Origin of the sequence: Salinarimonas rosea DSM 21201 (genome assembly GCF_000429045.1) — a bacterium.
Classification (GTDB): Bacteria; Pseudomonadota; Alphaproteobacteria; order Rhizobiales; family Beijerinckiaceae; genus Salinarimonas; species Salinarimonas rosea.
The window spans coordinates 16,628-36,677 of sequence record NZ_AUBC01000016.1 but is presented as its reverse complement, the minus strand read 5'-3'; the positions used below and the strand labels follow the sequence as shown (position 1 = coordinate 36,677).

The 20,050-nt window shown below is 73.4% G+C and carries 15 protein-coding genes; 3 read left to right on the top strand and 12 right to left on the bottom strand.

Translation table 11 applies throughout. From position 1 onward, the window contains the following. The first annotated feature begins 3 nt into the window (after nucleotides 1-3). A complete protein-coding gene (locus G407_RS27695; protein WP_052341347.1) occupies nucleotides 4-804 on the top strand; it encodes a WecB/TagA/CpsF family glycosyltransferase in 801 nt (266 codons plus the stop codon). Between the two features lie 174 nt (nucleotides 805-978). Here G407_RS27695 and G407_RS30515 read toward each other — a convergent pair whose 3' ends face one another. From G407_RS30515 to G407_RS30510, 9 genes are all read right to left on the bottom strand, one after another. After that, complete coding sequence (locus tag G407_RS30515; RefSeq protein WP_052341346.1) at nucleotides 979-2,676, bottom strand: glucosamine inositolphosphorylceramide transferase family protein; 1,698 nt, start codon at nucleotides 2,674-2,676, stop codon at nucleotides 979-981. After that, nucleotides 2,677-3,876 (bottom strand): glycosyltransferase, encoded by a 1,200-nt coding sequence (locus G407_RS0113495; protein WP_029031217.1) that lies wholly within the window; start codon nucleotides 3,874-3,876, stop codon nucleotides 2,677-2,679. It abuts the gene before it with no gap. Then, nucleotides 3,873-5,057, bottom strand: coding sequence for a DegT/DnrJ/EryC1/StrS family aminotransferase (locus G407_RS27685; protein WP_052341345.1), 1,185 nt, complete (start codon nucleotides 5,055-5,057; stop codon nucleotides 3,873-3,875). Before G407_RS27685 ends, G407_RS0113495 begins: the two co-directional genes overlap by 4 nt. Continuing rightward, a complete protein-coding gene (locus G407_RS32365) occupies nucleotides 5,057-6,943 on the bottom strand; it encodes a sugar phosphate nucleotidyltransferase (RefSeq protein WP_084327523.1) in 1,887 nt (628 codons plus the stop codon). Before G407_RS32365 ends, G407_RS27685 begins: the two co-directional genes overlap by 1 nt. 124 nt (nucleotides 6,944-7,067) lie before the next feature. Next, nucleotides 7,068-8,519, bottom strand: a complete 1,452-nt coding sequence (locus tag G407_RS0113475) for a GumC family protein (protein ID WP_029031216.1) — start codon at nucleotides 8,517-8,519, stop codon at nucleotides 7,068-7,070. Then, a complete protein-coding gene (locus G407_RS0113470) occupies nucleotides 8,497-9,783 on the bottom strand; it encodes an O-antigen ligase family protein (RefSeq protein ID WP_029031215.1) in 1,287 nt (428 codons plus the stop codon). The genes G407_RS0113475 and G407_RS0113470 overlap by 23 nt, the downstream gene beginning before the upstream one ends. Next, nucleotides 9,780-11,072: a lipopolysaccharide biosynthesis protein gene (locus tag G407_RS0113465; protein ID WP_029031214.1), complete on the bottom strand. Its 1,293-nt coding sequence runs from the start codon at nucleotides 11,070-11,072 to the stop codon at nucleotides 9,780-9,782. The genes G407_RS0113470 and G407_RS0113465 overlap by 4 nt, the downstream gene beginning before the upstream one ends. A gap of 118 nt (nucleotides 11,073-11,190) precedes the next feature. Further along, nucleotides 11,191-11,481, bottom strand: coding sequence for a hypothetical protein (locus tag G407_RS0113460; protein ID WP_029031213.1), 291 nt, complete (start codon nucleotides 11,479-11,481; stop codon nucleotides 11,191-11,193). A 123-nt stretch (nucleotides 11,482-11,604) separates the two neighbouring features. After that, complete coding sequence (locus G407_RS30510; RefSeq protein ID WP_029031212.1) at nucleotides 11,605-13,155, bottom strand: hypothetical protein; 1,551 nt, start codon at nucleotides 13,153-13,155, stop codon at nucleotides 11,605-11,607. A gap of 183 nt (nucleotides 13,156-13,338) precedes the next feature. Between G407_RS30510 and G407_RS0113450 the strand changes: the two genes are divergently transcribed. Next, a complete protein-coding gene (locus G407_RS0113450) occupies nucleotides 13,339-14,205 on the top strand; it encodes an NAD(P)-dependent oxidoreductase (RefSeq protein ID WP_029031211.1) in 867 nt (288 codons plus the stop codon). A gap of 63 nt (nucleotides 14,206-14,268) precedes the next feature. On the opposite strand, the gene tyrS is transcribed toward G407_RS0113450, so the two are convergent. Beyond that, nucleotides 14,269-15,540, bottom strand: coding sequence for a tyrosine--tRNA ligase (gene tyrS / locus G407_RS0113445; protein ID WP_029031210.1), 1,272 nt, complete (start codon nucleotides 15,538-15,540; stop codon nucleotides 14,269-14,271). 206 nt (nucleotides 15,541-15,746) lie between these two features. On the opposite strand from tyrS, the gene G407_RS0113440 reads away from it, so the two are divergent. Beyond that, a complete protein-coding gene (locus G407_RS0113440) occupies nucleotides 15,747-17,831 on the top strand; it encodes a 3-hydroxyacyl-CoA dehydrogenase NAD-binding domain-containing protein (RefSeq protein ID WP_029031209.1) in 2,085 nt (694 codons plus the stop codon). 273 nt (nucleotides 17,832-18,104) lie between these two features. On the opposite strand, the gene G407_RS0113435 is transcribed toward G407_RS0113440, so the two are convergent. Both G407_RS0113435 and G407_RS0113430 read right to left on the bottom strand, forming a co-directional pair. After that, nucleotides 18,105-19,097: an Ldh family oxidoreductase gene (locus G407_RS0113435; protein WP_029031208.1), complete on the bottom strand. Its 993-nt coding sequence runs from the start codon at nucleotides 19,095-19,097 to the stop codon at nucleotides 18,105-18,107. 4 nt (nucleotides 19,098-19,101) lie between these two features. After that, nucleotides 19,102-20,043 (bottom strand): hydroxyacid dehydrogenase, encoded by a 942-nt coding sequence (locus G407_RS0113430; RefSeq protein WP_029031207.1) that lies wholly within the window; start codon nucleotides 20,041-20,043, stop codon nucleotides 19,102-19,104. Nucleotides 20,044-20,050 lie beyond the last annotated feature (7 nt).

Below are 20,050 nucleotides of genomic sequence, written 5' to 3'. Positions count from 1 at the left end.
GCCGTGAAGACGCAAACGCCCCCGTCCCGCTGCCGCATCCTCGGCGTCGACGTCGCCATGGTCAACGTGCGCCGCGCCCTGGACGAGGTCGCGGGCTTCGTCGCGCGCCGGGAGACGCGCTACGTCTGCTTCAGCGACGTCCACTCGATCATGCGGGCGCAGGAGGATCCCGCGCACAAGGCGGCGCTGGCGGGGGCCGATCTCGTCATGCCCGACGGCCAGCCGCTCGCCTGGACCGGCCGCCTGCGCGGGCATGCGGGTGTCGAGCGTGTCTGCGGCCCGGATTTCCTGGGCGCGTTCTGCCGCGAGACCGCGGCGCAGGGCTGGGCGCACTATTTCTACGGCGGCGCCGACGGCGTCGCGCAGGCGCTGGCCGAGCGGCTGCGCGCCGAGACGCCCGGCCTCGTCGTCGCCGGCGCGGAGACGCCGCCGTTCCGTGCGCTCTCGGAGGTGGAGCGGGCTTGGACGCTCGCCCGCATCCGGGACTCCGGCGCGCGCGTGCTGTGGGTCGGCCTCGGCTGCCCGAAGCAGGAGAAATGGCTCCACGAGAACAGTGCGGAGCTGGAGGGCATCGTCTGCCTCGGCGTCGGCGCCGCGTTCGACTTCGCCACCGGCCGGGTGCGGCGCGCGCCGTTCGTGATGCGGCGCCTGGGCCTCGAATGGCTGCATCGCCTCCTGAGCGAGCCGCGCCGGCTGTGGCGCCGCTATCTCGTCCTCGCCCCGCGCTTCGTGATCGCCACGCTCGTGGAGTCCCGCGCCGGCCCCGCCGCCATCCCGCCGGCCGATCCTCGCACCTCGGGCTGAGCGGAGAGCCGGTTCCGGCGTCCTCGGGAGCGGCCGTCACCACGGCCCCGAGCCTCGCGCGCCCCCGGCCCCTCCTCACCGGGAAAAAAGGGGAGAGCGTCGGCGTCTCCCGCCCATCGGCAGCACGGTTCCCCGTCGGCCGACGACCGACGAAGCCGTGTGCGTGTGCGCCGATCAGGCCGAGCGCAGCGACGGCCCCCGCGGGCGGCGCCCCGCGGTGATGCGCCCGCAGCCCGACGGCTGGAGACCGCCGAGCCGCGTGGCCAGCGAGCGCACGATCCCCTGATCGTGCACGATCGGCCCGAGCCGGCGCCAGCGCGGCCAGCGGAAGCGCACGTCCGTCACGACGAGGGAGCCCAGCCGGTCGATGTGGTGCTGCCCGTTCGCGTCGGGCACCCAGCCGAGATCGACCGCGTCGATCTCCCGCTCGCGGTAGGCCTCCGGCGACAGCTCGTCGATCCGCATGAAGCGCAGCCGGTCGCCGTAGTAGAAGCGGTTGTCCTGCGCGCACCGCACGAGCCCGCCCGCCTCGTCCTGGAAGATCCGCCCCGCCATGCGCGCGCGCGACACGTCGCGCACGACCGGGTTCATCGGGTGGGGCTGCCAGCGGCTGCTGCGGAAATCGTCCGACCAGAACAGGTGGAGCTCGTGGCAATGATCGGGCGCGGCGCGGCGGTCGATGTTGGTGAACATCCACCAGCGGTCGGCGCCGCGCCAGAGCACGGTGTCCGACGCCGAGACGCCGGTCATCAGGTCGCGGTCCTTGACCCAGCCGAGGGGGAAGTCCTGCGCGCGCCACAGCTCGATCGTCCCGTTCGCGCTGCTCTCGGGGATCATCCAGCGCTCGCCGTCGACCCGGAACACCATGGGGAAGGACATGTGGTAGGGCTGCGCGATCGCCACGCCCAGGTCCTCGACCGTGTCGTCGCGCAGGCGCAGGACCGAGATCTCGCCCTTCTCCGGTGTGCCGCCCATGGTCTCGTGGAAGACGTAGACGTCCTCGCCGTCCTCCTCGAAGCACGGATCGGCGCGAAAGGGGCCGGTGACGAAGCGCGGGCGCGGGGACGCGCCGGTCGTCGCCGCCTCGTCGAGGTCGAACAGCGCGAGCTGCCAGCGCTCGTCGTAGAGGAGCTTCTGGAGGACGCGCACGCCGAGACGTCTCAGGCAGCGGGCCAGGACCCACGGATAGATCGGACGGGGGCGCAGCCAGGCCGGGGCCGGGCCGGCTCCGATGGGAGCCGGCAGCTGCCGCTCGACCGCGAGCGCGACCAGCGTATCGACCACGAGGGTCGCGGCACGCGCCTCGAGCCGGCGGCGATTCTCGTTCCAGGACGGCTGGAACGTCTTGCAGAGCGCCTGCGCGATCGTGCCGCCCGCCGCGCCGCCGCTTCCGCGGACCACGACGAGGGCGAGGCGAGAGAGCGGATGGTCCGAGGCGACCGCGTAATAGCCGAAGGGCCCGGCGTCCGGTACCGGCACGCCGTCGACCTCCAGCGTCCAGACGCCGAAGCGCGCGACGATGCCGGCGTTTCGCGGCGCGTTGGCGCTCAGGGAGAGGACGACGTCGGGCCTCGGGGGCGGGGGGGCGGCATCGGAGACCACCGGGACGAGGGCGTCGCCGTCGTAGCCCTGGCGCAGGAGCGGCGAGTTCCAGACCCGGCGCGAAACGATCCGCTCGATGGCGTCGGCGATGCGGAAGCCCGGCCCGGGGCGGCGCGCGTGCCCGCCACCCGGGGTCCCGGCCGGGTAGGCGGCGACGTGGAGCGCGATGCGTGCGTCGTCGCGCAGCGCCGTGATCACGTCGCCCTGCCAGCGCGGGACGAGCGGCGCGTCGACGAGGAGCAGGATCGAGAGACGATCGCCGGTCGCCATCTACACCTCCGTCGGCTCCGCCTCGTCCGCCGTCGCGGCCCGTGCGGGGCCAGAATGCGGCACGGCGCCGAAGATGTCGAGGAGCCGCGTCTCGAACGCGTCCTCGCTGAAGGAGGAGAGGTAGCGCGCGCGGGCCGCGCGCCGGTCGGCGAGGAGGCCCTCGCGGTCGGCGGCGATGGCCGCGATCCGCGCCGCCATGCGCTGCACGCGCTCCTGCGGAGGCAGCGTCCGCTCGATCACGTTGGTCGCGAAGCGCGGACCGACCATCTCGGGAATCCCGCCCTGCGTGAGCACGATCGGCACCAGCCCGTGGGCGAGGCCCTCGATCAGCGCCAGCGGCGCGTGGTCGTGCTCGCTCGGGTAGAGGAAGACGTCGAGCCGGCTCAGGAACTCCGCCTTGCCGTCCTCGTCGGGATTGTAGCGGGTCTCGGTGACGTCGGCGAGGCCGGCCGCCCGCAGCCGCGCCTCCAGCGCCTCGGCATCGAGCTCGACGGTCGGGCTTCCGCCGATGGCGAGGCGGATGTCGTGCCCCGCCGCGCGCGCGGCCGCGGCGGCGTCGATCGCCGCGAGCACCCCCTTGCGCGGGTCGAAGCGCCCGAACCAGCCGACGCGCAGCGGGCCCTCGGGGGCGATCCCCGGTTCGCCGGGGTCGAGCGCGTGGTTGTACAGGAGGTGCACGTCGCGGAAGAGCCCGCTCGCGCGCCCGATCCGCGCGGTCTCGCCGGTGATGGCGACGAGCTCCGTGCCCGCGAAGGCGCGGCGCAGGAACGCGTCCTTGCGGCTCGTGCCGTCGATCATCGCGTCGAGGCCCTCGCAGTGGACGTGGACGAGGACGCGGTCCGCGACGCCCTTGGCCAGCATCGCGACGAGCGCGTCGCGCACGGCCGTGTGCGCCCAGGGCGTGAAGGAGAGATAGGCCGTGTCTGCGCGCCGGCCGACGAGCCGGCGCGCGAGGAGGCGGGCGACGAGCCCGCCGAAGCCCAGCAGCTTCGCCGGCGTCTTCCTGCCGATGTCGGCGATCGCCCGCGCGCTGCCGCCCCACAGATGCTCGACCGCGACGCGCCCGTCCGCCACGAGCATGCGCCGGATCGCGTCCGCGACGAGGGTCGCGCCGTGGCGCGGCGGCGGCAGCTGGACGAGGAAGAGCGACGTCGCCCTGCGGCCGACGCGGCTCGACCGGCGATGCTCGGGGGTGCTCATGCGTCGGTTCCGGTCTTTCGGGGCGCGACCGCGGCCTCCGCGAGGACCCGCGACACCGCCGCGGCGATCTCGGCGGGCGCCTCGTCGGGCATGGTCGGGTAGAGCGGCAGCGTGATCACGCTGCGCGCGAAGGTCTCCGAGCGGGCGAGGCCCGACGACGCGACGCCGGCGAAGGCCGTCATCTCGTGTGCCGGTGGGTAGTGCAGGCTGGTCTGGATGCCCGCCGCGGCGAGGCCCGCGCGCACGACGTCGCGCAGGGCCGGGTCGACGACGATCGCCGCGACGTGCGCCGCGCCGGCGCCGTCCCGCGCCGCCGCACCGAAGACGTAGCGCACGCCCTCCGGCGCGGAGCCGAACGCCTCGGCATAGGACCGCGCGAGCGCGCGCCGGCGGGCGTTCGCCTCGGGAAGGCGCTCGAGCTGGACCGTCGCGAGCGCGGCGCGCAGGTCGTCCATGCGGTAGTTGAAGCCCGTGTCCACGACGTCGTAGGTCCCGAGCCGCCGCGAGTGGCGCTCCCAGGTCAGCGAGGTCATGCCGTGGGAGCGCAGCGAGCGGATGCGTGCGGCGAGCGCGTCGTCGTTCGTCACGACCATGCCGCCCTCGCCGCAGGTCATGTTCTTGTTGGAGAAGAACGAGAAGCAGCCGACGTCGCCGATCGTGCCGAGGTACCGCCCGTCCGGCGCCGTCTGGAGCGGGGCGTGGCAGGCGTCCTCGATCAGGCGAAGCCCGTTGCGCCGGCAGATCGCCTCGAGCGCGGCCATCCGCGACGGGTAGCCGCCGTAGTGCATGGCGACGACGGCGACGGTGCGCGGCCCGATGCGGGCCTCGACCTCGGCGGGATCGAGCGTCGGCTCGTCGAGGGAGAGGATGTCCCCGAAGACGGGCGTCGCGCCGCTCGCGACCGTCATGTTGGCGGCGGCGATGAAGTTGATCGACGGCTGGATCACCTCCTCGCCCGGCTGGCGCCCGATCCCGAGCGCGGCGTAGGCGAGGTGGAGGGCGGCTGTGCCGTTCGTCACGGCGATCGCGTGGCGCACGCCGTGGAGCTCGGCGAAGCGCGCCTCGAAGGCGGCGGCGCGCGGCCCCGTCGAGAGCCAGCCGGAGCGGACGCAGGCGACGAGCGCGTCCTCCTCCGCCTGGCCGAGATCGGGGGTGGAGAGTGGATAGATCCAGTCGCTCATCAGGCGGCTCCGAGGTTGAGGTCGGCCGAGCGGGTCTCGACGAGCTCCTGGGCGCGGGCGTAGTCCTCCGGCCGCCCGATATCGAGCCACATCGCTTCGTTGCGGTAGACGCGCACCGTCTCGCCCGCCGCGATCAGCCGCAGCACGAGATCGGGGAAGTCGAGATATTCGCCGGCGCGAATGTGGCGCAGGACGCGGGGGCTGTAGGCGTAGATGCCCATGGAGACGTCGTGGCGCATCTCCGGCTTCTCGTGGTAGCCGACGACGTTGCCGCCGTCGTCGACATCGAGGACGCCGAGGTCGATCTTGACGCTGCGATTGTGCGTCGCGATCGTCAGCGCCGCGCCCGACGCCGTGTGGTCGCGCAGCACCGCGCCGTAGTCGATGTCGGTCAGCACGTCGCCGTTCATCACGAGGAAGGGCTCGTCGAGGCCGCCGACGCTCGCCAGCGAGCCGGCGGTGCCGGTGGGCGCCTCCTCGTCGACGAAGTCGATGTCGATCTGCGAGCGCAGCGAGGCCTGCTGGTCGACGAAGGCGCGGATGAGGCCCGAGAGGTGGCCGAGCGTCAGCGTCGCGCGGCCGAAGCCGCAGGCGGCCAGCTGGCGCAGCACGATCTCGAGGATGGGCTTGTCCCCGAGCGGCACGAGGGGCTTGGGCAGGCTCGCCGTGTAGGGCCGCAGCCGCACCCCCTTGCCGCCGGCGAGGATCACCGCGCGGGGCTTGCCGGCCGTGCCGCGGGCGATCGCCGCCGCCCCGCCGCGCAGCCCGGGAAGCGCGTAGTTGCCGTAGAAGTCGCGGCGCTCCTCGACGTCCTCGAAGACGCGGTTGGAGAGCGCCTCCAGGATCTCGTCGATCCCGTCCTCCACCGAGTGGATCGGCTCGATCATCAGCTCGTCGCGCATCTTGGCGAAGCTGACGCGGTAGTTGCGCGGGTCGTTCGAGGCGCTGACCTCCTTGACCCGCGCCTGGGGCAGGCGGCGGCGGATCAGCTCGACGATGCTGCGCTTCGTGTGGTTGTTGCGGTCGGCGCCGACGTTGAACGTCTCGAAGCTCACCCTCTCGTGCGGCAGGCGCAGCACGCGGTCGATCACGCGGGCGAAGTCGCGCACGTGGCAATAGGGCCGCCAGGTCGCGGCATCGTAGACGACGAGCTCGCGCCCGAGGAAGAGCTCGCGGGTGAACTCGTTGACCGTGAGGTCGAAGCGCATCCGCGGCGCCAGCCCGAAGGCGGTGGAGAAGCGCAGGATCGTGACGTCGTAGTCGACCTTGCCCCGCAGCGAGGCGAGGTGGCGCTCGATGCCGACCTTGGCCTTGGCGTAGAGCGACAGCGGGCGCAGCTCGAAGCTCTCGTCGGCGATCCGATCCTCCGAGATCATGCCGTAGTTCGAGCAGGTCGAGACGAAGATCACCTTGTTGAGCGCGCGCCCGTCGAGCGCGGCGATGAAGGAGAGCATGCCGCGCTCGTTGATCGCGGCGGACGCCTCGGGGAACTTCTTGGTGATCGGGTCGCCGACGAGGCCGCCGAGGATGACGACGTCGCTCACGCCGTCGAGCGCCCGCACGACCACGTCGCGATCGCCGAAGTCGCCGTGGAGGAACTCGTAGCCGTCGCGTGCCGCGAGCCCCATCGAGGCCGGGCCGTTGCGGTAGACGCCGAGGTCGAGGTTGCGCACCCGGTAGCCGCGGGCGAGCAGGTGCTCGATGACGGGGACGCCGACGTATCCGCCGCCGCCGACGACGAGGACGGTGCGGCCGCCGCCGTCGCCGCGCTTGGCGAGACGCCGCTCCTCCTCCGCCTCGATCGCGCGCACGACGTCGCCGGGAAGCTCGCGCTCGTCCGCACCGATCGGCGCGAATGGGGCGCTCAGGGTCTGGCTAGTCCACATTGGTACGAACTCCCACGCTGATCTGTCCCAGGGCGACACGAGATCCGACGCTTGCCGCTCCGTTGCCGGAACGAGTGCAATTCGAGAACCATTCGCCGCATTTCTCTCTGTTGATTCCTCTGCGTCACGCCGTGCGCAGCGCCCGCGGCTGCGGCGCTTGCGCGGGCGCGAGCGCCTCCGCCGTGAGCGCGATGGCCGCGCCGATGCAGGCGCCCGCGACCGCGGCCAGGAGCGCGAGGACGAGGGGCGGCAGGCTGCTCGGGCGGTGCGGCAGGCTCGCGGGCGAGAGCACCCGCGCGGTCGGCAGCTGCAGCCCGACCTGCTCGGTGACCTCGTTCATCCGCGAGAGATAGTCGTTGAGCACGCCCTGGCTCGCGGCCGCCTCGCGCTGGAGGGCGCGCAGCTCGATCATCCGCTCGTCGAGGGCGGTGGTGCGCGAGGCCGCCTCCTCGACGCGCGCCAGCATCTCCCGCTCGCGATCCTCGGCGATGCGGAACTCGTCGCGCACGCTCTGGGCGGCACGGCCGAGCTCGGCGCGCAGCTGCGCCTGCAGGCCCTCGACCTGCTCCCGGGCGCGGACCATGCGCGGATGGTTCGGCAGGAGCTCGCTCGCGAGCGCGGCCTCGCGGTCGAGCGCCTCGGTGAGCGCGGCGCGCAGGCTCTGGACCGTTCCCGAGGAGACCGCCTGCGGGAGCGCGTCGATCCCCGCCTCGCCGCGCGCGACGCGCTCGACCGCCTCGAGGCGAGCCCGCGCCGCGGAGGCGTCCGCCCGCGCCGCCGCGTATTCCTGGTTCAGGAGGGCGAGCTGCTGGCCGTCGATCTCGGTCTCGCCGGCGCGCACGATGCCGTTGAGCCGGGCGAAGTCCTGGACCGCCGCCTCGGCCTCGCGCACGCGGGCGCGCAGACCCTCGAGACGCTCGTCGAGGAGGCGCCCGGCGCGACCGAGCTCGTCGCGCTCGGCGCGGGCCTGGTCCTCGAGATAGGCGGCGACGACGGCGTCCGCGACCGCCTGCGCACGCTCCGGCGTGTGCGCCTGGGCGGTGAGCTCGAGCACGTAGGTGCCGGGCACGCGGTCGACCGTGACCGAGCGTGCGAGCGCCTCGATGGCGCGATCCGTGCCGGCTTCGCGGCGCGGCGCCTCGCCGTCGACGAGCGCGCGCAGGCGATCGACGACGCCGGGGCTCTCGGGGGCGGAGCCGAGCGCCGCGTGCGCGGCGGCGAGGACGTTGTAGGAGGTGATGATCGCGACCTGGCTCTCCAGGCGCACGATGTCGGGCGTCTGCGCGCCCGGCACGAAGGCGCCCGGAACGACCTGCGGCTCGCGCGGATCGATCATCACCCGCGTCGTCGACTTGTAGGTGGCGGGTGTCAGGTACCCGTACGCGGCACCCATCGCGCCGAAGGCGAGCGCGAGGCCGAGGATCAGCCCGAGCCGCCGGCGCAGCCGGCCCAGCAGTCCGGCCGCGTCGCGCACCGCCGACGCCAGGTCCGTCCCCAGGGAGCGGGTGTCCGCGGCCTCGACCTGGCGCGGCAGCGAGAACAGGCGATCTCGCTCATCGATCGGTGGGACCGACATGGGCTTCTCCCTTGATGGCGAAGGTGCGGATGCAGGCGGGATCGTTGCGCAGGGCGAGCCAGGCCCACACGGCGGTGACGCCGGGCAGGTGGTACATGCCCGTGATCGCGACGTTCGAGCACACGACCATGACGAAGACGAAGAACAGCCAGGCGTCGAACTGCTCCGTCGCCGTGCGCGGGCTGCGGCGCGGCCGCAGGCGGACGATCAGCAGGACGACGAGGACGGCGCCCAGGATGCCGAGCCGGTAACCGGCCTGGACGACGGCGTTGTGCACGCCGATGAACAGGAAGTCCGGCTCGTCGGGCCGCTTCAGGGACCACGGCTCGGCGTAGAAATAGTAGACGCCGCGGATCGCCTCGCGGCCGAAGCCGACGCCGACGCCCCAGGTGTCGCGCACCGCGAGCCAGGCATCGCCCCAGAACACGGCGCGGATGCCGTTGTTGGCGTCGAGGGCGAGGAGCGGCTCCCAGAACAGCGGCGCCACGACGCCGGTCGCGAGGAAGAGCAGGACGCCCGCGAGCGACCCGAGCACGAGCAGGCGGCGCGTGCGGAAGACGAGGAGGGCGAGGAAGGCGAGCGCCGTGTTCAGGTGCGTCGTCAGCACGATCAGGATCGGCACGGCGAGGAACGGCGCGACGCCCGAGAGCGCGTGGAACACCCACCAGCCGATCAGGGCGGTGAGGATCAGCTCGGCGCCCGAGAAGCTGTTGAGCAGGAAGTAGCTGTGCCCGCCCTCCAGCGGCTCGCCGAAAAGGGTGAGCACGAGCGGGTTGAGGACGAGCCCGCCGATCACGCCCGCGGGCACGAGGACGCGCTTCACCAGAGTGGGGTAGCGCGCCAGCACGACGAGGGCGTTGACGTTCGCCGAGACGAGGATCGGCATGGCGATGTAGCCCACCGACTGCTGGGCGATGGCGCCGCGGTCGTAGACCTGCGTCCAGGCGGCGGGCAGCACGCCGGCGAAGGACAGGGCGACGTAGACGCCCGCGAGCACGGGCAGCGCGATCATCGCGCCGGGCAGGTAGGCCCGTCGCGCGCAGACGATCGAGAGCAGTGCCGCCGCGAGCAGAGCGGCGAGCGCGGGCACGCCGAGATGGCGCGAGATCGGCCAGAAGTAGACGTAGGCGAAGAAGGCGCAGACGTAGAGCACCGTCGCGAGCAGGCTCGCGGACACCGCGCCGCCGCCGGCGGTGGGCGCCGCCGACGCGAGAGGGTAGGGCGCCTGGAGCTGCTGGGCTTGCGCGGACGCCCGGCTCGTCATGCGCCGTCCTCCCCCAGCACGCTGCCGCCGAAGCCGCGCACGGCGAAGCCGGTGAGCAGCGCCGCCTCGACCACGAGGCTCAGGCTGAAGGCGATCGCCGCGCCGTGCACGCCGAGCGCATCCGCGAGCGGGAAGAAGGACCCCAGCGCCACCGTGGACGCCACGACGCTCGCCGCCAGCAGCGCGGCGCTGTCACGCTTGGCCTGGAGCTGGAACATGAACGGATAGGCCGCGATCATCGCGGCGTAGCCGACGGCGAGCACCGGCAGCGCGGAGGCGTAGGCGCGCCATTCCGGCCCGAACAGGCCGACGACGAGCAGCTCGTCGAAGGCGGAGGTGAAGCCCACGAGGGTGATCGCGGCGGGGATGGTCAGCGCCGCGAGCGAGACCGTGTAGCGCGTGAGCGCCTGCGGCCCCTCGGCGACGAGCTTTCGGCTCGCCATGCCCGGCACGACGTTCTGCATGGTCTGCAGCGCGATGTGCGAGACGCTGAGGATCTGGTGGAGGATGCGCAGCCCGCCGACCGCCGTCATGCCGAGCGCGCTGCCGGCGAGGACGTAGATCAGGTCGAAGCCGGCGCGCCGCGAGCCGGCCAGGACGACGAGCCAGCGGGAATACTTCCAGGAGCCGGCGGCGGTCTTCACCAGGGCGAGCGGGGACAGGCTCGGCCGCACGCCGCTCGCGACGATCCCGACGCCGAGCACGACGAGGCTCACGAGCCCGGCGCCGTAGGCGAAGGCGTAAGCGCCCGTCGCGCCGCCGGACGCGTCCGCGAAGCCCCACCCGAGCGCGGCGACGCCGAAGAGCCCGCCGAAGCGCAGCGCGTCGAGCGCGAGGGCGAGCGGCCCGCGCCGGTCGAGGAAGAGGAGCTTGCGGACGAACTCGCAGGCGAGGAAGGGCACGCCGAAGGCCGCCGCCGCGAGCGCCGCCGGCCCGATCGCGGCCCAGCCGAGCGCGTCCAGCACCGCCGCCGCGGCGAGGCCGAGCGCGGCCATCGCGACGAGGAAGACGAGCGCGAGCGTCAGCATGCGCCCGGTGAACCCGTGGTCGCCGCGGCTGCGCGCCTCGTGCGTGAAGACCTGGAGCGGCACGACGGCGAGCGCGAGCTGGAACTCGAGCGCGACGAAGACGGCGATCCAGATCGCGGCCCACACGGAGAAATCGTCGGGGCCGAGCGCACGGGCGAGGAGGATCGAGGTCGCGAAGCTGCCGCCGGAGACCACGGCCTGATCGAGCACCGCCCACACGAACGAGGTCGCATCGGGCGAACGCAGGCGCGTCAGCGACAATTTTCGCTCATTTTGATACATCTCGCAGCCCGCACGGTTCCATGTCGACCCATCGGCACCGGCGATGAGGCGGTGCAGCCGGTGTCGTGCCCCGGGGCAGCAAGCGGCATGCCGCGCGTCAGGCGCGCTTGCGGGGCCGGTCGCGGGAGGTGCGGTCGCGGGAGGTTCGTTCGCGGGAGGTGGGCCGGTCGTCGCGGCGGGCGCGGGCGAGGAGGCCGCGCAGCGCCGCGATGCGGCGGTCGAGGCCGAAGCGGGAGCGGAAGGCGAGATCGGCGACGAGGATGGCCGCCCCCGCCGCGAGGCTCGCGACGAACGGCGCGGCGAGGATCGCGGTCGCGAGGCCCAGCGCCGGGGCCGCGATGGCGAGGAAGGCTGCGCCCGAAACGAGGGCGACGGCGACGACGAACATGCGGCCCACCCCCTCTCGACGCGCGCAGCCGGTCTCGGCCGGCCGGCGGCAGCATGGCGTGCACGGGTGAACGGATCGTATATCCGCCCGTCGTCGCCGAAGGCCGGGCGACCGCCCCGGTGGTCAGGCCGCCGCTCGTTCCGCGTCGGGCTCGACCGCGCCCGGCGCCAACGCCAGCGTCGTGACCTCGCCGGCGAGCATGTCCGCCTGCGCGGCGTCGGGCTCGTCCGGCGTCGCCACGACGACGAGGTCGAAACTGGTCTCGACGAGACGGAGCATGCACGAAGCGTGCTCGGCACGCCAGCCCCGCGGATCGTCCCGGTCGGCGAGGTGCGGCAGGCGCACGGCCCGGGCGTCGAGGACGGGGTCGAGGTCGATCAGGCGTCCGACCGACCGCGCATCCTCCCCGAGATCGAAGCGGGCGAGGATGCCCGCGCTCGCGCTCGCGTCGACGAGGAGCACGCGCAGGCCGGAGGCGGAGGCGGCCTCCGCGAGGGCGAGCGCCGCGGGCGCGCCGCCGGCGTCGACCTCCTCGGCGTGCACCAGGACGCGTACGCGCTCGCCCGCCGCGAGCGCTTCGGCGAGCCGATCCCAGGTCGCGGCGAGCGCCGCCGCACGCCGTGCGTCGTCGGAGGCGCGGGCGTGCGCCCGGGCGGACCGGCCGGCGTCGGAGGGGAGCGGCGCGGGCGTCGTCCGCGCGACGACATCGAACCCTATCTCCGGCTCCGCCGGCGGCACGGCGGCCGCGCTTCGCGGGCGAGACCGCGCGCGACCAGACCCGGGCAGCCGCAGGGCCGTGAGGAAGTACGCGACGAGCGCGCCGGCGCCTGCGCCGATCGGCTCCCAGGGCATGGCCGCGCCGGGAGCCGACGCTTCGACCTGCGGGGCGAGGAGGGGCGGAGCCGGGAGCGCCGGGGCCGGGGAGGGTGCGGCGGCCGCCGGGGTCGCGACGACCTGCTCGGCGGCCGTCGCGCCGGGCGCGGCGGGGGCGCCCCGTTCGAGGCGGGTCGTCCGCTCTCGCGCCGCGTCGAGCGCCGCGAGCGCCTCCTCGCGCGCGGCGCCGGCGGCGGCGAGCAGGCGGTCGCGGGCGAGCTCGAGCCGCCTCAGCGCGGCGGCGCGGCTCGGGTGACGCGGCCCGTAGACGTCCTGCGCGTCCGCCGCGGCGATCGAGGCCTCGACCCAGCGCGAAGCCGCGGCCTCGACCGCGGGCGGCAGGCCCTGTGCGCTCGCGAGGCGCTCGGCGTCGTCCGCATCGCCCAGGCGGCGCAGCGTGGCGCTCGCCTCGTCCCGCGTCCGGATCGCGTCGAGGCGCTCGGAGAGGTCGGCTGCCGGCGGCGCGACCGCGGGCGGAGGGGCGAGAGGTGCCGCCGCCGCGTCGGACGGGGACGGGTCGCGCGCGTTCCAGAGGAGCGTGTAGGCGGCGGCGGTCGCGAGCGCCGCGGCCGCCGCGGGCGTCTCCCCGGCGGCGCGCAGCACCCGCCGGTCGCCCTCGTCCACGAGCTCCGCTCCCGGGGGCAGCGCGTCCACGGCCGGCCACGCAGCGTCGTGCGCGAGGTCGACGGAGGCGAGATAGGGTCCCGACCCCGGCGGCTCGATCGCCGAGGCGATCACGAGGCCGAGGCCGGCACCGGCCGCGACGATCGCAGCCCTGGCCATCCCGACGAGCAGGGACATGAGACGCTGAACTCCGGGCCGAGCGGTCTCGGCGTTGCTGCCGATTAACGCCGATTACGGTTAATTCCGGCTTAAGGCGCGGATCGCGTCGGAGCGCGGCGCATCCCCGTTTGACCCGCTCGGCGGCCCGACCTAGAACCGTGCGCCACGGCACACGCATCCCCTCACCGAGGAGCTCGAGAGATGGCGAAGGTAGCGTTCCTGGGACTGGGCGTGATGGGCTACCCCATGGCCCGGCACCTCGCGGGCAAGGGCCACGAGGTCACCGTCTACAACCGCACGCAGTCCAAGGCGGAGCGCTGGGTCTCCGAGCACGGCGGCGCCTTCGCCAAGTCGCCGCGCGCGGCCGCCGAGGGCCAGGAGATCGTGTTCGCCTGCGTCGGCAACGACGACGACCTGCGCGAGGTGACGATCGGCGACGAGGGCGCCTTCAAGGGCATGGCCAAGGGCGCGGTGTTCGTCGACCACACCACGGCCTCCGCCGAGGTGGCGCGCGAGCTCTCGGCGCTGTCCTGGGAGAAGGGCTTCGGCTTCGTCGACGCGCCGGTCTCCGGCGGCCAGGCGGGCGCGGAGAACGGCGCGCTCACCGTGATGTGCGGCGGCGACCAGGCGACCTTCGAGCGCGTGGAGCCCGTTATCCAATCCTACGCCAAGATGTGCCGCCTGATCGGTCCCGCGGGGTCGGGCCAGCTCACCAAGATGGTCAACCAGATCTGCATCGCGGGCGTCGTGCAGGGCCTCGCCGAGGCGGTGCATTTCGGCAAGCGCGCGGGGCTCGACCTGGAGGCCGTGCTCGAGACGATCTCGAAGGGCGCCGCCGGCTCCTGGCAGATGGAGAACCGCTGGAAGACAATGGCCAAGGGCGAGTTCGACTTCGGCTTCGCCGTGGACTGGATGCGCAAGGACCTCGACATCGTCCTCGACGAGGCCCGCAAGAACGGCGCGACCTTGGCGCTCACCGCCCTCGTCGACCAGTACTACGCCGACGTCCAGAAGATGGGCGGCAAGCGCTGGGACACGTCGAGCCTGGTGGCGCGGCTGGAGAAGTGAGGAAGCGCCCTCTCCCTTCCGGGAGAGGGCGCCTCTTGCATCGGATGGGGCGCAGCCCCGCCCTCACACCGCCTTCAGCAGCACGTGCTTCTTGCGGCCGAAGGACAGCTTGATCACGCCCTCGCGCAGGTCCGCCTCGCCGAGGGTGGCCGTGGCGTCCGTCACCGGCACGTCGTTGACGCGCAGGCCCCCGCCCTTCACCTGGCGCCGGCCCTCGCTCATCGAGGGAACCAGGCCCGCGTGCTCCGGGCCGAAGGCCGCGAGCACGCCGAGCCCCTCGACGAGCCGCGCCTTCGGCACCTCCACCGTCGGCAGCGTGTCGGCGAGCGCGCCCTCCTCGAAGGTGCGCCGTGCCGTCTGCGCCGCCTCGTCCGCGGCCTCGCGGCCGTGGAGGAGGGCGGTCGCCTCGGTGGCGAGGATCTTCTTCGCCTCGTTGATCTCCGCGCCCTTCAGGGCGGCGAGGCGGGCGATCTCGTCGAGCGGCATGAGCGTGAACAGCTTGAGGAAGCGCTCGACGTCGGCGTCCTCCGTGTTGCGCCAGAACTGCCAATAGTCCCAGGGCGAGAGCATGCCCGCGTCGAGCCACACCGCGCCCGCCGCCGTCTTGCCCATCTTGGCGCCCGAGGCGGTGGTGAGCAGCGGGCAGGTGAGCGCGTAGAGCTGGTGCGTGCCCATGCGCCGGCCGAGATCGATGCCGTTGACGATGTTCCCCCACTGGTCGGAGCCGCCCATCTGCAGATTGCAGCCGTAGCGTCGCGCGAGTTCCGTGAAGTCGTAGGCCTGGAGAAGCATGTAGTTGAACTCGAGGAACGACAGCTCGTGCTCGCGCTCCAGCCGCAGGCGCACCGAATCGAAGCTCAGCATGCGATTGACCGAGAAATGCCGCCCGACGTCCCGCAGGAAGTCGATGTAGTTGAGCGGCACGAGCCATTCGGCATTGTCGACCATCATCGCGTTGCCCGTCCCCTCGCCGAAGCGGATGAAGCGGCCGAAGACGCGCTTGATGCTCTCCTTGTTGGCCTCGATCTGGTCCGGCGTGAGGAGCTTGCGGCTCTCGTCGCGGCCCGACGGATCGCCGACGCGCGTCGTGCCCCCGCCCATGAGCGCGATCGGCTTGCCGCCGGTCTCCTGGAGCCAGTGCAGCATCATGATGGACAAGAGGTGCCCGACGTGCAGCGACGGCGCCGTGCAGTCGTAGCCCACATACGCCGTGACCGCCCCCTCCAGCGCCTTCTCGTCGAGCCCCGCATAGTCGGAGCACTGATGGATGTAGCCGCGCGCCTGCAGCGTCGCGAGAAAATCCGACTTCGGGGTGAGTGCGGTGGGCGCGCTCATGGCGTCTCTCTTTCCGTTCGCCTCTTCATGGGGAGGAGCCCCGGGTCGTCCGGGACGCGAGGCCTTTAGCAGGCCGCACGGCGGTTGGCACGTGCGAAACGCGCGCCGAGGGTGCCCTGCCGGCACGGTTCCGGCATGCGTGCGTCTTCCCCGTGGCCGTTCGGCATGCGAGACCCGCTCGAAAGAGGTTTTCAGGAGGGCCGCCCATGACCGCCGCCGACGAGGTCGTCACGCTCGACCGGAAAGGTGACATCGCCGTCGTCACGCTCGACAATCCGCCCGTGAACGCCACCTCCGCGGCGCTGCGGGCGGGGCTCGTCGACGCCATCGACCGCGCCTGCGCCGACGCGCAGGTGCGCGCGATCGTGCTGCTCTGCGCCGGGCGGACCTTCGTCGCCGGAGCGGACGTGAGCGAGTTCGGCAAGCCGCGCGCCGAGCCGACGCTGCAGGACGTCGTGGCGACGGTGGAGGGCGCATCGAAGCCCGTCGTCGCCGCGGTGCACGGGACGGCGCTCGGCGGCGGGTTCGAGCTCGCCATGGCCTGCCATCACCGGATCGCGACTCCCGAGGCCGCCTTCGGCCTGCCGGAGGTCTCGCTGGGGCTCGTCCCAGGCGCGGGCGGCACGCAGCGCCTGCCACGGCTCGCCGGCATCGCGACGGCGCTCTCGGTGATCGTGGAGGGACGGCGGCTCGTGGGCGAGGCCGCGCGCGAGGCCGGCGTCGTCGACGCGCTGGCGACGGGCGAGGAGAGCCTGCGCGAGGAGGCGATCGGCTTCGCGCGCGAACTCCTGGCGCGCGACCTCCCCCCCGAGCGGCTCGTGCGCCGCGTGCGCGACGAGACCGCGAAGCTCGCGCCCGATCCCGCAGCGTTCGAGGCGGCCCGCGCCCATGCGGCGAAGCGCCTGCGGGGGCAGGTCGCACCGGAGCGGGCGATCGCCTGCGTCGCCGCGGCGCTCGACAGGCCGTTCGAGGAGGGCCTCGCCCTCGAGCGCGCCACCTTCCGCGAGCTGGAGGCGGGCCCGCAGTCGAAGGCCCTGCGCCACGCCTTCTTCGCCGAGCGCGAGGCGGCGAAGGTACCCGGCATCGGCAAGGACGTGCCGCTTCGCCCGATCGCGCGCGTCGGCATCGTCGGCGCCGGCACGATGGGCGCAGGCATCGCCATGGCCTTCCTCGACGCCGGCTTCCCCGTGACGATCGTCGAGGCGAAGGAGGAGGCGCTCGGTCGCGGCCGGGGCACGATCGAGAAGACCTATGCGGGGTCCGTCGCGAAGGGGCGGATCGCGCGAGGCGAGGCGGATGCGCGGCTCGGGCGGCTGGCGACCTCGCTCTCCTACGACGATCTCGCCGCGGCCGATCTCGTGGTCGAGGCGGCTTTCGAGACGATGGAGGTGAAGCACGCCGTGTTCCAGGCGCTCGACCGCGTGGCCAAGCCCGGCGCGCTCCTCGCCACGAACACCTCCTACCTCGACGTCGACGTGATCGCGGCGGCGACGTCCCGCCCGCAGGACGTGCTCGGCCTGCACTTCTTCTCGCCGGCGAACATCATGAAACTGCTCGAGGTCGTGCGCGGCGAGCGGACCGCGCCGGACGCCGTCGCGACCGCGATGGCGCTGGCCAAGCGCCTGCGCAAGGTGGCGGTGTGCGTCGGCGTCGCCCACGGCTTCGTCGGCAACCGCATGCTCGCGCGTCGCCAGGCGGAGGCGACGCGCCTCGTCCTCGAAGGCGCCATGCCGTGGGACGTGGACCGCGTCCTGGTCGCCTTCGGCCTGCCGATGGGCCCCTTCCAGATGAGCGACCTCGCCGGGCTCGACCTCGGCTGGTCGCGGGAGACCTCGAAGGGGGAGACCTTGAAGGAGCGGCTGTGCGAGCTGGACCGCCGCGGCCAGAAGACCAAGGCGGGCTTCTACGACTACGACGAAACCCGCAGGCCGACGCCCTCTCCCGTGACGGAGGAGCTGGTCCTCGCCATGGCGCGCGAGAAGGGCATCGCGCGCCGGGCCGTCTCCGACGAGGAGATCCTGGAACGCTGCCTCTATCCGATGGTGGCGGAGGGAGCGCGCATCCTGGAGGAGGGCAAGGCGGTTCGCGGCTCGGACATCGACGTCGTCTGGATCAACGGCTACGGCTTCCCGGCCTGGCGCGGCGGGCCGATGTTCTGGGCGGACGAGACGGGCCTGCCGACGATCGTCGCGGCGCTCGACCGCTATGCGGCGGCGCACGGGGAGGCCTACACCGTGCCGGACCTGCTGCGCCGCCTCGCGCAGGAGGGCGGGAGGCTGTCGGACCGGTGATGTCGTCCGCGGCGGTCGGTGCCGAATGGTAGCCGACCGCGAATCTCCCGAGAGCCTCCCGCGCCCCACACCCCCGACCCCTCTCCACCAGGGAGAGGGGAGAGCCTCGGCGGGCGGCATGAGTGGCGAAGCCTGTTCTTCGCCGGAAAGCATGGCGTGCGCGCACCGACACGCGCGACGGGGCTCCCCTCTCCCTCGCGGAGAGGGGTGGGGGGTGTGGGGCGTGCCGGATGAGCCCGACGGCCGATGCCGTGCGGGAGCCCGCTGCGACTCTCAGAGCGCCTCGATCGCCCCGAGCGTCGCATCCGCCACCGTCAGGCCCTCGGCGCGCGCCTTCTCCCGCAGCGCGATCCGCCGCATTCCCGGTAGGCGCGCGCCGTCCTGGCCCTCGATCATCGCCGCGAGGGCGGAGACACGCATCAGCGACGCCTCGCCGCCGAGCGCGATCGGGTCGAGGGCGAGGATCAGCTGGCCGGTGCCGGGAGGCGGGCCCTCCGCGTCGAGGAAGGAGGAGGCCTCGGCCGCGTAGTTCGCGCCCGTGATGCCTGCGGCGAGCAGCTCGACCATGAGCGCGAGCGCGGTGCCCTTGGCGTCGCCGAGCGGCAGCATCGTGCCCTTCAGGGCGGCGCCGGCATCCGTGGTGGGGTTGCCGTCGGCGTCGAGCGCCCAGCCCTCGGGAATGGGCTCGCCCTTCTGCTTGGCCGCGAGGATGTTGCCGCGGGCGACCTTCGAGAGCGAGAGGTCGACGACGATCGGCGCGCGGCCCGGCATCGGGCAGGCGAAGGCGATCGGGTTCGTGCCGAAGACGGGGAGCTTGCCGCCCCAGGGCGCGATCGCCGCGGGCGTGTTGGCGAAGAGCAGCGCCACGAGCCCCGCCTCGGCGAGCGCCTCCACCGGATGCCCGGCCGCACCGCAATGGTGCGAGCGGCGGATCGCGGCCGCCGCCACGCCCTGGGCGCGAGCGATCTCGGGAAGCTCGTCGGCGACGATCGCGAGCGCCGGATAAGCGAAGCCGTGCGCCGCGTCGACGGCGAGCACGCCCGGCTTCGGGCGTGTCGCGGTCGGCGTCGCCCGCCCGTCGACCTTGCCGGCCTTGGCCTGCGCCGCATAGGTCGCGACTCGCGAGAGGCCGTGACCCTTCAGCCCGTCGGCCTCCGCCGCGACGAGGGAGCGGGCGACGTGGGCGGCGTTCTCGGGAGACGTGCTCGACCGCTCGAGCGCGGCGGCGACGACGTGCTCCGCTTCCGCGATGGTCAGGACCGGCATCGGATCAGGCTCCCTCGAGGCAGCGGCGGACGTTCTCGGCGGTGACGGCCGAGACGCGCACGTTCGATTCGACGCTCACGCCGGCGATGTGCGGCGTCAGCACGAGGTTCGGGCAGCCGGCGAAGACCGCGCCTGCCTCCGCCGAAAGCGGCTCCGACGCGAACACGTCGAGCGCTGCACCACCGAGGCGGCCCGCCTTCAGGGCGGCGGCGAGCGCCGGCTCGTCGACGACCCCGCCGCGGGCGGCGTTGATCAGGATCGCGTCCGGCTTGCAGCCGGCGAGCGCCGCGGCGTCGATCAGGTTCTTCGTCTTCTCGGTGAGCGGCACGTGCAGCGAGACGACGTCCGCCTCGGCGAGCAGCGCATCGAGGTCGCGCTTGGCGACGCGTCCCCAGGGCTGCGACCAGGCCGGATCGTCCTCGGGCACGAACGGGTCGTATGCGACGATCGTCATGCCGAGCGCGGCGGCGCGCTTGCCCGTCTCCTTGGCGATCGCGCCGAAGCCGACGAGCCCCAGCGTCTTGCCGTACACCTCCCGGCCCATCAGCCGGTTGCGCGGCCACGCGCCGGCGACCACCTCGTCGGTCGCACCGTAGGCGCCGCGCATCAGCATCATCGCCGTCCCGACGACGTATTCCGCGACGCCGATGTCGTTGGCGCCCGTCGCCGGGAACACCCTCACGCCCCGTGCCTCGCAGGCGGCGACGTCGATGTTGTCGAGGCCGACGCCGAGGCGCCCGACGCAGACGAGGGCGTCGGCGGCCGCCAGCAGCGCACCCCGGACCTGCGTGCGGTTGCGCACGATCAGCGCGCGGGCGCCCGTCACGGCCGCCGCGAGGTCGTCCGGGCGGTCGACGAGGCCGGGATCGTAGAGCACGTCGAAGCCCGCCAGCGAGGCGGCGATCGCGGCTTCGTCCATGAACTCGCTGACGACGATGTCTGCCATGGCGTTG

Bases quoted from the DNA above. Each gene is read 5' to 3' on its own strand.
- G407_RS30515 (WP_052341346.1), bottom strand. From the start codon at position 2,676: ATGGCGACCGGCGATCGTCTCTCGATCCTGCTCCTCGTCGACGCGCCG.
- G407_RS0113495 (WP_029031217.1), bottom strand. From the start codon at position 3,876: ATGAGCACCCCCGAGCATCGCCGGTCGAGCCGCGTCGGCCGCAGGGCG.
- G407_RS27685 (WP_052341345.1), bottom strand. From the start codon at position 5,057: ATGAGCGACTGGATCTATCCACTCTCCACCCCCGATCTCGGCCAGGCG.
- G407_RS32365 (WP_084327523.1), bottom strand. From the start codon at position 6,943: ATGTGGACTAGCCAGACCCTGAGCGCCCCATTCGCGCCGATCGGTGCG.
- G407_RS0113475 (WP_029031216.1), bottom strand. From the start codon at position 8,519: ATGTCGGTCCCACCGATCGATGAGCGAGATCGCCTGTTCTCGCTGCCG.
- G407_RS0113470 (WP_029031215.1), bottom strand. From the start codon at position 9,783: ATGACGAGCCGGGCGTCCGCGCAAGCCCAGCAGCTCCAGGCGCCCTAC.
- G407_RS0113460 (WP_029031213.1), bottom strand. From the start codon at position 11,481: ATGTTCGTCGTCGCCGTCGCCCTCGTTTCGGGCGCAGCCTTCCTCGCC.
- G407_RS30510 (WP_029031212.1), bottom strand. From the start codon at position 13,155: ATGTCCCTGCTCGTCGGGATGGCCAGGGCTGCGATCGTCGCGGCCGGT.
- G407_RS0113450 (WP_029031211.1), top strand. From the start codon at position 13,339: ATGGCGAAGGTAGCGTTCCTGGGACTGGGCGTGATGGGCTACCCCATG.
- tyrS (WP_029031210.1), bottom strand. From the start codon at position 15,540: ATGAGCGCGCCCACCGCACTCACCCCGAAGTCGGATTTTCTCGCGACG.
- G407_RS0113440 (WP_029031209.1), top strand. From the start codon at position 15,747: ATGACCGCCGCCGACGAGGTCGTCACGCTCGACCGGAAAGGTGACATC.
- G407_RS0113435 (WP_029031208.1), bottom strand. From the start codon at position 19,097: ATGCCGGTCCTGACCATCGCGGAAGCGGAGCACGTCGTCGCCGCCGCG.
- G407_RS0113430 (WP_029031207.1), bottom strand. From the start codon at position 20,043: ATGGCAGACATCGTCGTCAGCGAGTTCATGGACGAAGCCGCGATCGCC.